Below are 12,978 nucleotides of genomic sequence, written 5' to 3' on the forward strand. Positions count from 1 at the left end.
GCGATAGGCTCACCGGATGAGCACGGAAACCGCTGCAGCCGCCGCGGCCGAGGTCGCCGCGGCGCCGCCGGCCGGCTGGGAGGAGGCCCGCTCCCGGGCGTACGCGGTGGGCCTCGCCGCCGCGCTGCCCGCGGTGGACCGCCCGCTCGCCGACGCCGACGGGCACACCCTCGCCGAGGCGCTCACCACGGGTACCGACCTGCCGGCGTTCCCCACCGCCAGCGTGGACGGCTGGGCGGTGCGCGGGGACGGCCCGTGGCGGGTCGTCGGCCGGGTGCTGGCCGGGCAGAGCCCGTCCCCGCTGACCGACGACGGCACCACTACGGAGATCGCCACCGGCGCGATGGTGCCCGAGGGGACCACGGCCATCCTGCGGATCGAGGAGTCGACCCGGACGGCCGACGGTCGCGTCCAGGGCACGCCGCGGCCGGCCCCGGAGTGGCGGAACCCGGGCGAGGAGGCGTACGCCGGGGAGGAGCTGTTGCCCGCCGGCACGCCGGTCGACCCGGCAGTGATCGGGCTGGCCGCCTCCTGCGGCCGGGACCGCCTGCGGGTGCGCCGGCTGCCCCGGGCCGCGCTGCTGGTCTTCGGCGACGAGCTGCTGACCTCGGGTCCGCCCGGCGCCGGCCGGGTCCGCGACGCGCTCGGCCCGGCGGTGCCGGCCTGGCTCCGCCGGTACGGCTGCCAGGTGCGCCCGGCCGACGTGATCGGCCCGGTGGCCGACACCCTGCCGGCCCACGTGGCCGCGGTGCGCGGCGCGCTCGCCACCGCCGACGTCGTCTGCACCACCGGCGGCACCATGCGCGGTCCGGTCGACCACCTGCATCCCACCCTGGCGGCGCTCGGTGCCGACTACGTGGTCAACACCGTCGCGGTCCGCCCCGGCTTCCCGATGCTGCTGGCCCGGCTGGTCGGCGACGACGGCCGGGTCCGCTTCGTGGCCGGGCTGCCGGGCAATCCGCAGTCCGCCATCGTCGCGCTGGTCTCGTTGGTCGTACCGCTGCTCGCCGGCCTGGCCGGCCGGCCGATGCCGGTGCTGCCGCAGGCGGTCCTGGCCGAGCCGATCCCCGGCCGCGGCGACTACACCCACCTCGCCCTGGTGCGGTGGGACCGGGCCGCCGGCACCCTCCACCCGCTGCGGCACGTCGGCTCGGCGATGCTGCGCGGCCTGGCCGGCGCGGACGGCTTCGCGCTGATCCGGCCGGGCACCAGCGGCGAGGCGGGGGCGCGGGTGCCGGTCGTGCCGCTGCCGCTGACCGCCGGGGAGCGGGCATGGTGAGCCCGGTCGAGGGGGTCACCGTCGGCGTGGTGACCGACCAGCCACTCGACCTGGCCGCGCACGAGGCGGCGGTCGCCGACCGGCGGGCCGGCGCGGTCGTGTCGTTCCAGGGCGTGGTCCGCGACCACGACCACGGCCGGCTGGTCACCCTGCTGGAGTACGAGGGCCACCCGGCCGCCGAGACGGTGCTGCGCGAGGTGGCCGCCGAGATCGCCGCCGACCCCGAGGTCCACGCGGTGGCGGTGTCGCACCGGATCGGCCGGCTGGAGATCGGCGACGTGGCCCTGGTGGCGGCGGTCAGCACCGCGCACCGGGCGGCCGCCTTCGCGGCCTGCGCCCGGCTGGTCGACGAGGTCAAGGCGCGGCTGCCGATCTGGAAGCGGCAGGTCTTCGACGACGGCACCGAGGAGTGGGTGAACTGCCCCTGACGGTCAGCGTCGGGCGCTGAGCTGCGCCGACCGGGACAGCCGGTCGTGGTAGAACGCCGGCTCCGCGCCCGGGCGCCAGGGCAGCGCCGCGACCAGCACGATCAGGGCGATCGCCAGGGAGTTCTCCATCAGCGCGCCGAACAGGCCGTCCTGGTAGTGCGACACCTCCGGGAGTTGGTGCTCGTACGGCCAGATCGGCGAGATCAGGAAGAGCAGGTAGAGCCCGAGCGCGCCGAGCCCGTGCCGCAGGCCGGTCAGCGTCGGGTACCAGATCGGTGGCCGCAGCGCCGGCACCCCGTTGGCCGGTGCGGCGCCGGTAATCCGGGGGGGCAGTCCGCGGCTGGCCTCGCGGCGACGTACCGCGGCGTCGGCCAGCACGATGACCGCAGGGATGACCCAGACCAGGTGGTGTGACCAGGAGATCGGGCTGATCACGTTGGCGGTCAGCCCGACCAGGGTGAACGCCGTCAGCTCGTCGCCGTCGGCGCGGGCGCTGGCGGCCCGGGACAACCCCAGCGCGAGCACCAGCACGGAGAAGGCGAACCAGAGCAGGCCCGGCGTCTCGATCGAGTCGTACAGCCGGGCCAGCAGGCCGGCGAGCGACTGGTTGGCGGTCATGTCCGCCGCGCCGACCCGCTCGGTCTGCCAGAGCACGCCGCCGAAGTAGGCCCGCGACTCCTCGCCGACCAGCGCGAACGTGCCGACGGTCACCGCGACGGTGGTGCCCACCGCGGTCAGCGCCGCCCGCCACTGGCGGGTCAGCACGAGGTACCCGACGAAGAGCGCCGGGGTCAGCTTCACGGCGGTGGCCAGGCCGATGCCGACGCCGGCCCAGGCGCCGCCGTAGACGAAACGGGTCAGCGCCGAGCCGGCCGGGTCGAGGTGGGTGCCCCGCTTGGCCCGCCAGCGCAGCCCCACCAGGTCCGCCATGATCAGCGCGAAGAGCAGCAGGTTGACCTGGCCGTAGCCGAGCGTCTCCCGGGACGGTTCGATCGCCACCGCCATCGGCGTGGCGATGCCGACGGTGAACCAGAGCGACCAGCCGAGCCGGTCGACGATCGGGCGCAGCAGCGCGGCCAGCACGACCGCGAGCGCGCCGATGCTGGCCAGCGCGTTGAGCCAGCCGGCGGCGTCGACCGGCAGCCACGACATGGGCAGCATGACCAGGCCGGCGAACGGTGGGTAGGTGAAGCCCAGGGTGGTCGACGGGGCGATGAAGTCGTACAGCTCGTTGCCGCTCGCCCACCACACCACGGCACCGTGGTAGATCTTCATGTCGAAGAAGGTGTACGGCCGCCCGAACGCGCCGATCGCCAGCCACGCGGCGTAGGCGACGGCGGCCACGATGCCGGCCCGGACGACTGTCCGGCGATCGATCCCGCGGGCCGCGCGCTGGAGTGGGGCGAGGCGGTCCATCCGTCCACCGACTGTCGTCGGCATGGCGTGGCCACCCCCGTACCAAGATCGTCCTACCCGTCCAGGTCCAGACCGGAGCCTAGAACGGCGCCTCACGTTGCAGCCTCCCGCGTTATGCGACCGTGTCCGATCCCACACATGTTTTTGACATTTCCACCGCGTTAACGGGTCTCGGACGGTTCAGGTGATTACGTGGCCATGCGGGGGGTGGTGGCCGTATTGATGCAGGTCAGCCGGGTATCCGGCGGGCGGTGGCCGCCGAGCGTACGGCGATCTTCGCCTCCCGGCGGGCGGTCCGGACCGCCCGCTGCACCGAGCGGCGCGAGTGGTCGATCCGATGGCCGGCGCGCCAGCGCAGTCCCGGCTTGCCCTCGGTGTCCGCGGCGGCGAGGAGGAGACCACCGAAGAGCCCGAGGTTCTTCAGGAAGTGGATCTGGTTGTTGTTGCGCGCGGCCGGGTCCTCGGTGTTCCAGAAGGGATGACCGGCCGCGGTGGTCGGCACCAGGGTGGCGGCCAGGACGAGCGCGGCGGGCCGGGTGAACCGCCCGGTCGCCAGCATCAGACCGGCGACGAGCTGGGTGGCCGAGTTCGCCCGGACCAGCGTCGCGGTGTCGGTGGGGATGCGGGGGTTGATGTTCTGGAGCAGCGGCGTGACCTTGTCGGTGATCGGCTGCGCGGCGGGGACCAACCGCCCCGGGTTGCGCAGATTGCGGGCGCCGCTGACCACGAAAATGCCGCTCAACATGACGCGGGCGAGGGAACGCACGGGCTTCATAGCTCAGTCATACCCCGTCACGGAGATCGCCACCCCTGCAACACCCGAAAGGGATCGGCCGACGTGGACGTCCGTCGACGCACCGATTTCAGCGACCGTCGCGGATGGACCGGCGATGCCGGGTAAGGTCGCGCGCGTGACGACCCTGCGACTCCGACCCGAGGATCCGGCGGACGAGGGGCCGGTCGCCCGGGTGCTGGCCGCCGCCTTCGCGCGCCCCGACGTGGCCACGCCCCCGCCCGAGGTGACCCTGGTCGACGAGCTCCGGCGCGGTGACGCCTGGATTCCCGAGCTGTCCATGGTCGCCGAGTACGGCGGTGAGGTCGTCGGCTACGCGCTGCTGACCCGGGTCCGGGTGCGGACCGACGGCGACTCGTACCCGGCGTTGGCGCTGGGCCCGGTGGCGGTCGCCCCACACCGGCAACGGGTCGGGCACGGCACCGCCGTGGTGCAGGCCGCCCTGGACGCCGGGACCGAGCTGGGGGAGCGGCTCGTGGTGGTGCTCGGCGACCCGGCGTTCTACCGGCGCTTCGGCTTCGGCCCCGCCGACCGGCTCGGGTTGACCAGCCCCTGGTCCGGGCTCGGCGAGCCCTGGCAGGCGCTGGTCCTGCCACCATCCACCAGCGACGAGCCGGGGCCGCCCACCGGTGAGGTCCTCTTCCCCGCCCCCTGGTCGAAAGTCTGAGCCCTCGCACCGTCCCGGCGGGCTCGCTCCGGTGTTGACAGCTGGGCAGGGCCCGGCGGCCGTCAGGCCGGCTGGGTGCGCAGGTAGCGGCCGAAGTGCGGGACGGTGAAGGCCACCGTGCCCCGCTCGCCCGAGTAGATGAGGCCCTTCTTGATCAGCGCGTCCCGGGCCGGCGAGAGGCTGGCCGGCTTGCGGCCGAGCGCGCGGGCGATCTCGGCGGTCGGCACCGCCGCGTCCATGTCGTCCCGGCCGCTCTGCTCCCCCTCCACCAGGGACAGCGTCGCCATCGCCCGCATGTACTCGCGTTCCGCGGGGGTGGCCCGCTCGAAGCGGGAGCCGAAGAAGCCGACCGCCAGTTCGGCCTCCGCCTCGGGGGCCGCGACCCGGACGTCGGCCGCGGTGATCGGTGAGCGCGGGGCATGGTCCCAGGTGGCCTTCCCGTACGCCTGGACGAAGTACGGGTAGCCGCCGGACTTGTCGTAGAGCAGGTCGAGTGCCTTCTGCTCGTACTCGACCTCCTCCCGCTCGGCCGGCGCGCAGAGCGCCTGGTCGGCGGCGATCCGGTCGAGCCGGTCGATGCGCTGGTAGCGGAAGAGCCGTTCGGAGTACGACTTCGCGGCGCTGAGCACGGCGGGCAGGTGCGGCAGCCCGGCGCCCACCACGATGAGCGGCGCGCCGAGTTGGGACAGTTCGTGGCAGGCGGCGCAGAGCGCGGAGACGTCCTCCGCGCCGAGGTCCTGCATCTCGTCGATGAAGATCGCGATGCCGGTGCCCACGTCGGTGGCGACCGCCGCCGCGTCGGTCAGCAGCTCCACCAGGTCGATCTCGATGTCCCCGGAGTCGGCCCGGCCGCTGCTGGCCGGTACGTCGATGCCGGGCTGCCACCGGTCGCGCAGCTTCGGTGCGGCGGCACTGCGACCGGCGGGCGCGGAGCGCTGGACGAACGCCTTGAGTACGCCGAGGAAGGCGTCGATCCGGTCCGGAGCGCGGTGCCGGGGGGCCAGCTCACGGACCGCCATGTGCAGCGCGGCGGCGATCGGCCGGCGCAGCGACTGGTCCGGCCGGGCCTCGATCTTGCCGGTGCCCCAGAGGTGGGTGATCGCCTCCGAGCGGAGGGTATTGAGCAGCACCGTCTTGCCGACGCCGCGCAGGCCGGTGAGCATCAGGCTGCGCTCGGGGCGACCCCGGGCGACCCGCTCCAGCACGACGTCGAAGACGTCCAGCTCCCGCCCCCGCCCGGCGAGTTCGGGCGGGCGCTGGCCGGCGCCGGGGGCGTACGGGTTGCGGACCGGATCCACGAATCGCAGAGTATCGGGCTGTCTAGCGGGGAGGCTAGACATGCGTAGATGGGGCTACCGGCGTGTCGGGCACCGTCGAGACAAAACTAGGGCTGTCTAGCGTCTGAGCTAGACAGCCCTAGTTTTAGCTACGACGAGGTCGGTGCGTGGCGTGGTCAGCCCGGCGCGGCGAGGTCGGCGCTGCGTGGGGCGGGTCAGCGCTGCTTCAGGCAGAGCACGAAGTCCAGGGTGTCCAGGTCGCTGTCGAAGAAGTACCAGTCGGTGTAGCCGGCCACCTTCGCACACTTCGCCTCGGCATCCTTCTTGCCGCTGGTCGCGCCGTCGATCCGGCGCAGCACCTGGTACGTCTTCGCACCGCACTCACTGATCACCAGCTTCGGCTGGCCGGTGCCCCCCTCGTTGCGGACGCACTGGCCGGCCTGCACGAACCGGGGGTCGGTCGAGGAGGCCGGGGCCGGGGTGGTGGCCACCGGGTCGCCGGGTTCGCTCGCCTCGGCCGTCGGGTCGGCGGACGCCCCGGTGGCTGTCCCGCCCGCGCCCGGCTCGTCCCGGCCGGACACCCAGTACGCCGCCGCGCCACCGAGCACCAGCACCGCCAGCACGGCCAGCACCGCGATCAGCGGACCCCGGCCGCGCTTCGGCTCCGGCTCCGGGTACGGCTGCTGCCCGTACCCGCCCGGACCGGGCTGCGCCGCCGGGTAGGTGGGCGGACCGCCGTCCCAGCCGCCGTGCTCGTACCGCTGCGTCGGCGGCTCGTACGGGCTGCCGGCGGGCTGGTACGGGGTACCAGCCGGCGGGTACGGATCGTCGGTGGGCTGGTACGGGTTCTCCGCGGACTGGTACGGGGCCCGGGGTCGGTCGTCCCAGCCGCCCGGTCGGTCGTTCCAGCCGCCGGGCCGGTCGTCCCAGCCGCCCGGTCGGTCGTCCCAGCCGGCGGGTCCGGGCGGGCCGGGGTCGGGGCGGGGCCCGGCGGGCGGGCGGTAGCGGTCCCCCGGTCGCCCCTCCCACGGGTCCGGTGCGCCGCCGACGTTCGACATGGATCGCCCTCCTGGTCCACCAGTGCTGAGAGGCCGGCCACCAACCGGAGACGCCGACGCCGTGGTCACCGTAGCGTGGTCCACCGATGAGCTCACGCCCCGCGAGTGCGACACCGCTCGCCCACCCCGCACCATCCACCGCGCGACCGGCGCTGATCTGGACCGCGCTGATCGTCGTCTATCTGCTCTGGGGCTCCACCTACCTGGGCATCCGGGTGGCCGTGGAGTCGCTGCCGCCGCTCACCTCGGCGGCGGCCCGGTTCGCCGTCGCCGCCGCCGTGCTCGCGCTGGTGCTGCGGCTGCGGCGGGGCCCGGGCTCACTCCGGGTGGACCGGCGACAGCTCCGGTCCGCCGCCCTGGTCGGGGTGCTCCTGCTCGCCGGGGGCAACGGGCTGGTTGTGCTCGCCGAGTCCGGCCCGGCCGGGAAGGCGGTGCCCTCCGGCATCGCCGCGCTGCTGGTGGCGACCGTCCCGCTGCTGGTGGTGCTGCTGCGTACGCTGGGCGGCGACCGTCCCCGGCTCTGGACGTTCGCCGGGGTGGGGCTCGGCTTCGTCGGGCTCGTCCTGCTGGTGCTGCCCAGCGGCGGATCCGGGACCGTACCGGTGGTCGGCGCGCTCACCGTGGTCGCCGCCGCTCTCTCCTGGTCGGTCGGCTCGTACCTCTCCGGCAAGATCCGGATGCCCGCCGACCCGTTCGTGGCCACCGTCTACGAGATGGTGGCCGGCGCGGTGGTGCTCGCCGCGATCGCCGTCGGCCGGGGCGAGCTGCGCGGCTTCTCCCCCGGCCAGGTGACCGGACGCTCCTGGGCCGCGTTGGCGTACCTGATGGTGGCCGGCTCCCTGGTGGCCTTCACCGCGTACGTCTGGCTGCTGCACCACGCGCCCATCTCCCTGGTCGCCACCTACGCGTACGTGAACCCGGCGGTCGCGGTGGCGCTCGGTGCGCTGTTCGTCGCCGAGCCGGTCACCGCGCAGGTGCTGCTCGGCGGGGCGGTCATCGTCGCCGGGGTGGCGGTGGTGGTAAGCACCGAGCGGCCCCGCCGACCGGTCGACGGGGCAGCCGCCGAGCATTCGCGCCGGTAGCCTCCAGGCTCGTGTCCGCCGGGGCGGTGACAGGGGTTGCGCTGCTCGGCGCGCTGGCCGGCTGGCTCGCCGTCCCGCTCGCCGGCCGCTACCTGCCCCGCGCCTCCACCCCCGCTACATCGCTCGTGCCGCCGTCGCCGTCGCCGTCGCCGTCGGTGCCCGTGCCGTCGCCGTCGCCGTCGGTGCCCGTGCCGTCGTCGTCCGCGGTCGGGGCGGCCGTCCGGACCGGAGGACCGGGGCGGACACCTGGACGGGTCACCTTGACCGCCGTCGGGGCGGTGGTGTTCGGCGGCCTCGCCGCCGCCCGGGACGGCGATCCCGCGTTGCCGGCGTACCTGCTGGTCGGGGCGATCGGGCTGGTGCTCGCGCTGGTGGACCTGGCCTGCCTGCGCCTGCCCGATCCTCTCGTGGCACTCGCCGCCGGGTGCGGTGCGCTCGGCGTGTTCGTCGCGGCGCTGGTCACCGGGGCCGCCGGCGGGCTGCTGGCCGCGCTGGCCGGCGCCGCGCTCTCGTTCGGCTGTTACGCGCTGCTGGCCGTGCTGCCCGGCTCCCGGCTCGGCTTCGGCGACGTGAAGCTCGCCGCCGCGCTCGGCCTACCGCTCGGCTGGCTGGGCTGGTCGGCGCTGGGCCTCGGGCTGATCCTGCCGCACCTGCTCAACGGCGTTGTCGTGCTCGCCCTGCTGGCCACCCGCCGGGTACGCCGGGACACCGCCCTGCCGTTCGGCCCGGCGATCCTCGTGGGTGCGTGGCTGGCGGTGCTGCTGGCCTGACCGGACGGCAGGTGCGCGGCGGGTGCGTTGCCCGGCGGGTGCGTTGGCGGGCCGATGCGTCTGCGCGGCGGGTGGGTGCCCATCCGGCGCGTTGCCTGTCCGGCGCGTTGCCCGTTCGGCGCGTTGCCCGTTCGGCGCGTTGCCTGTCCGGCGCGTTGCCCGTTCGGCGCGTTGCCCGTTCGGCGCGTTGCCTGTCCGGCGCGCCGCCCGTCCGGCCGCGCCGCCGACCCTCGGGGAAAGGCGATGCTCGTGATGAATATGCCGCACAGGCATCTTTATGCCGCTGAGGCATATCGCTTCCAAGTGGTCGGCCGGGTGGCAAGGCCCTCTTTGGCGCTCACCCGGCATCGCCAGCTGCCGTTGCCTGCGCGCCGGAGCCCACCGCCCTGGCATCGCGCGGTCGGGCCCGCTGCCCTGGCATCGCGCGGTCGGGCCCGCTGCCCTGGCATCGCGCGGTCGGATGCGCTGCCCGAGTCTGCCCGGCCGGACCGGGCTACCCTGCCCGGGCCGATTCACCGCGACCGCACGCGAGCGCGAGGTGCGCGACCGCACGCGAGGACCGCGCACAAGCCCAGGCCGACCTCGCGGTCAGATCAGCCGCAGCTGGCGGTCCCGGGGCCGGCGGGTCTCGGCCTCACCGAACCGTTCGAACAGGCCCGGGTCGATCACGTCGAGGAAGGGCGAGGGGCGGCAGTCCCGTTCGGTGCCGTGCCGGCTGCGGCGCGCCGCGTGGCTGACGTACAGCCGGTCCTGGGCGCGGGTGAGCCCGACGAAGAAGAGCCGGCGCTCCTCGGCGACCGCGTCCTCGCCCGGCTCCTGGCCGGGCCAGCGCAGCGGGAGGAGTCCGTCCTCGGCGCCGACCAGGAAGACCACCGGAAACTCCAGGCCCTTGGCCGCGTGCAGGGTGAGCAGGGTGACCGCCTCGGCCCGCGGGTCGAGGGCGTCCACCTCGGCGCCGGTGGCGAGCTGGGAGAGGAACAGCCCGAGGTCGTCGCCGCAGCGCCGGGCCAGCGGGGTGAGCAGGTCCACCGCCGTGCGGACGTCCTCGGGGCGTACCGCGCCGGAGCCGTCGAGGGTCGGCACGGCGAAACGTTCCGCCAGCACCTGCCCGGCCAGCCGGACCCGGGCCGGCAGTGAGCCGTCCAGCCCGGCGTGCCGCAGCTCGCGGGCGATGGCCGGCACGCCCGGCCGGTCCCGGAGCCGGTCGTGTGAGCGCTTCTGCACCGGGATGTTGGCCCGGGCCAGCGCGTCCACGACCGGTGCCGCCTGCGAGTCGGTGCGGTAGAGCACCGCGATGTCGGAGAACGACAGCGAGGTCGACCGGCCGTCGATGCGTCCCGAGTCGAGCGAGCGGTGGGACAGGCCACCGACAAGTTCGTCGATGGTGCGTACCACGAAATCGGCCTCGTCCGCGACGGAGGCCGCCGCGTAGCGACCGACCAGCGGCGCCTCCGGGTCCAGCCGGGCCGGGTCGAGCCGGCGGCCGCGCACCAGCGACGAGGGCGCGATGGCCTGCACGGCGGCGGCCAGGATCGGCGCCGACGAGCGGTAGTTGCGGTTCAGCCGGACCAGCCGAGCGTCGGTGAAGTCCTGGGAGAAGCGCAGGAAGTAGCCGACGTCGGCGCCCCGGAACGAGTAGATCGCCTGGTCCGGGTCGCCGATCGCGCAGAGGTTGCCGTCGGCGGGGCTGAGCAGGCGCAGCAGCTCGTACTGGACCGCGTCCACGTCCTGGTACTCGTCGACGAAGATCCACTTCCAGCGGTCGCGGTACTCGCGGACCAGCTTCCGGTCCGCCTTCAGCAGCGCCACCGGCACGGTGAGCAGCTCGTCGAGGTCGACCAGGTCGTGCTTGCGCAGCAACGCGGTGTACCGCTCGTCGTCCGCACCGGCCTCCGCGCGCGTGGCGGCCCGGTCGGTGTCGTCGGCGATCCGGAAGTCCGCCGGCAGGCCGGCGGCCGCGGCGTTCTCCCGCAGGATGGTCAGGCCCAGCGAGTGGAACGTGCCCACCGTGACGTCCTCGGCCACCGGGCCGAGCAGCCCGTCGAGGCGGTGCCGCAACTCCTCGGCGGCCCGGCGGGTGAAGGTGATCGCCAGGCACTGTTCGGGGAAGACGTTCAGCTCGGCACAGAGGTACGCGATCCGGTGGGTCAGCGTCCGGGTCTTGCCGGTGCCCGGACCGGCCACGATGAGCAGCGGACCGCCCGGCGCGGACGCGGCCACCCGCTGCATCGCGTCGAGCCGGTCCAGCAGGCCGGTGCCGACCTCCTCCATGCCGGCCAGCATCGGCTCGAACGGCTCGTGCGGGGACGGCGCCGGCGCGATCGGTGGCGCCGGCGGCGGGGCCGGCTTGCGCTTCGGCTCCGCCTTGACCGCCGCCGCGCGCCGGGCCTTCGGCCTGGCCGCCGGCTCCGCGGGCTTCCGCTGCGCGGGCACGGGTACGTCGAAGAGGGTCTCCTGCCCACCCGACGCGCCGCCCCCGGCGCCGCCCAGCTCGGCCGGGTCGAAGAGGGTGATGACGCCGTACTCGCCGTCGTAGCCGGGGATCCGGCGCACCTCACCGCGGCGTAGCCGGCCGATGCCCTCGGCGAGCAGCTCGCCACCGACCCGGCCGATCTCGTCCAGCGGGGTGCTGGTCAGGATCTCCAGCTCCGGGCCGAGCGCGGCGACCAGCTCGTTGAGCCGGCCCTCGACCTTCTTCGAGCGGGCACCCACCTTGTTGATCTCACCGAGGAGCTCCGCCAGCGGCACCAGATGGGTCACCGCGCGGGCGTGCCCCGGCCGGTGCCCCGCGGGCCGGTCGGCCAACTCCTCGACCCGGCTGAGTACGCCCACCGTCAGCGGCTTGCCGCACTCCGGGCAGCGACCGCCGGCCTGCCGGGTCCGCTCCGGGGACCAGTTCACCCCGCAGAGCCGGTGCCCGTCGGCGTGGTACTTGCCCTCCTCCGGGAAGAACTCGATGGTGCCGGCCAGGCCGTCCCCGGTGCGCAGCGCCTCCCGGATCGCGAAGTAGTCGCGGGCCGAGTGGAACACGGTGGCCTCGCGGGCCAGCGCGGGCGGCGAGTGCGCGTCCGAGTTCGAAACCAGCTGGTAGCGGTCGAGGCTGCCGACCCGCCAGTTCATCTCCGGGTCGGAGGAGAGCCCGGTCTCCACCGCGAAGACGTGCCCGGCCAGGTCGGCATAGCAGTCGGCGATGGCGTCGAAGCCGGACTTGGAGCCGAGCGCGGAGAACCAGGGCGTCCAGATGTGCGCCGGCACCAGGTAGCCGTCCGGGCTGGCCTCCAGGGTGATCTCCAGCAGGTCCCGGGAGTCGAGGCCGAGGATCGGGCGGCCGTCGGAGCCGAGGTTGCCGATCCGGCCCAACGCGGCGTTGAACCGGGCCACCGCGGCCAGATCGGGCAGGTAGATCAGATGGTGCACCTTGCGGGTCCGGTCGTCGCGCTTGTAGATCGTGGAGATCTCCACGCTGAGCATGAACCGCACCGGGTCCGCCTCCGCCCCGGCGGCCAGCCGCGGTGGCAGCCGGCGGGCGATGTCCCGCTCCGCCTCCGGGCTGAGCCGGTAGAGGCCGGGCTCGGCCGGGTGCAGCGTCTCCCGCAGGTGGTCGTACCAGGCGGGATGGGTGAAGTCACCGGTGCCGAGAACGCCGACGCCCTTGCGCCGGGCCCACCAACCGAGGTTCGGCAGGGTCAGGTCACGGCTGCACGCGCGCGAGTACTTCGAGTGGATGTGCAGATCCGCGACGAATGGCGGGAGGCCACCGGGGGGTGCGGCGCTGAACGGAGGCACGCCGCATCCTGTCACGCCCGGTCCCCCGCCCGCCCGTCGCCACGCGTACGGGTGACCTGAGCAATGCGGTGCTGGACTGCGTGGCCGCCGCGCGCTATGGGGCGCGCAGCTCGACGAGGGTCACCTCGGGTGGGGCGCCGACCCGGACCGGCGGGCCCCAGAAGCCGGCGCCGTTGGTCACGTAGACCGTGGTGCCGTCCACCTCGCCCAGCCCGGAGACCACCGGCTGCTGCAACCCGACGAGCAGGTTGAACGGCGCCATCTGACCCCCGTGGGTGTGCCCGGAGAGCTGCAGGTCCACGCCGAATTTCGCGGCTTCGTGGGCGGCCACCGGCTGGTGGGCGAGGAGCACCACGGGGCGGCTCGGGTCGCGGTCGCCGAGGGCGGCGGCGTAGTCCGCCGGAGCGGCCAGGCCGGTGCCG

The 12,978-nt window shown here is 74.6% G+C and carries 10 protein-coding genes and 1 pseudogene; 5 read left to right on the plus strand and 6 right to left on the minus strand.

Features of this window, described 5'->3' with window-relative positions; all coding sequences use genetic code 11:
• Nucleotides 1–16: 16 nt before the first annotated feature.
• Nucleotides 17–1,279, plus strand: a complete 1,263-nt coding sequence (locus LQ51_RS06355; protein WP_046563730.1) for a molybdopterin molybdotransferase MoeA — start codon at nt 17–19, stop codon at nt 1,277–1,279.
• Nucleotides 1,273–1,707, plus strand: a complete 435-nt coding sequence (locus LQ51_RS06360; protein ID WP_046563731.1) for a molybdenum cofactor biosynthesis protein MoaE — start codon at nt 1,273–1,275, stop codon at nt 1,705–1,707. Before LQ51_RS06355 ends, LQ51_RS06360 begins: the two co-directional genes overlap by 7 nt.
• Nucleotides 1,708–1,710: 3 nt before the next feature.
• Here the strand turns inward: LQ51_RS06360 and LQ51_RS06365 are convergent, their stop codons facing one another.
• Together LQ51_RS06365 and LQ51_RS06370 are read right to left on the minus strand one after the other, a co-directional pair.
• Entirely contained in the window at nt 1,711–3,147 is a 1,437-nt protein-coding gene (locus tag LQ51_RS06365) for a glycosyltransferase 87 family protein (RefSeq protein ID WP_046563732.1), read from the minus strand.
• A 205-nt stretch (nt 3,148–3,352) separates the two neighbouring features.
• Nucleotides 3,353–3,898 (minus strand): DoxX family protein, encoded by a 546-nt coding sequence (locus LQ51_RS06370; RefSeq protein ID WP_046563733.1) that lies wholly within the window; start codon nt 3,896–3,898, stop codon nt 3,353–3,355.
• A gap of 115 nt (nt 3,899–4,013) precedes the next feature.
• On the opposite strand from LQ51_RS06370, the gene LQ51_RS06375 reads away from it, so the two are divergent.
• Entirely contained in the window at nt 4,014–4,583 is a 570-nt protein-coding gene (locus LQ51_RS06375) for a GNAT family N-acetyltransferase (RefSeq protein WP_197087540.1), read from the plus strand.
• Between the two features lie 62 nt (nt 4,584–4,645).
• Here LQ51_RS06375 and LQ51_RS06380 read toward each other — a convergent pair whose 3' ends face one another.
• The gene (locus LQ51_RS06380; RefSeq protein ID WP_046563734.1) at nt 4,646–5,881 is read right to left on the minus strand and encodes an ATP-binding protein; all 1,236 of its coding nucleotides are present in this window, start codon (nt 5,879–5,881) and stop codon (nt 4,646–4,648) included.
• Between the two features lie 194 nt (nt 5,882–6,075).
• Nucleotides 6,076–6,528: pseudogene (locus LQ51_RS33740) on the minus strand (flagellar basal body protein FliL); the annotation flags it as partial.
• 476 nt (nt 6,529–7,004) lie between these two features.
• Between LQ51_RS33740 and LQ51_RS06390 the strand changes: the two are divergent.
• Nucleotides 7,005–8,000 carry an EamA family transporter gene (locus LQ51_RS06390; RefSeq protein WP_197087541.1) on the plus strand — a complete coding sequence of 332 codons (996 nt, stop codon included), beginning with the start codon at nt 7,005–7,007 and terminating at the stop codon, nt 7,998–8,000.
• An 11-nt stretch (nt 8,001–8,011) separates the two neighbouring features.
• Complete coding sequence (locus LQ51_RS06395; protein WP_231605454.1) at nt 8,012–8,770, plus strand: prepilin peptidase; 759 nt, start codon at nt 8,012–8,014, stop codon at nt 8,768–8,770.
• Between the two features lie 588 nt (nt 8,771–9,358).
• Here the strand turns inward: LQ51_RS06395 and LQ51_RS06400 are convergent.
• On the minus strand, nt 9,359–12,556 hold the full coding sequence (locus LQ51_RS06400) for a UvrD-helicase domain-containing protein (RefSeq protein WP_046563736.1): 3,198 nt from the start codon (nt 12,554–12,556) through the stop codon (nt 9,359–9,361).
• A gap of 94 nt (nt 12,557–12,650) precedes the next feature.
• Nucleotides 12,651–12,978 (minus strand): metallophosphoesterase (locus LQ51_RS06405; RefSeq protein WP_046563737.1); only part of this gene is annotated, 328 nt, incomplete at its 5' end.

The organism is Micromonospora sp. HK10, from assembly GCF_000982955.1.
GTDB lineage: Bacteria > Actinomycetota > Actinomycetes > Mycobacteriales > Micromonosporaceae > Micromonospora.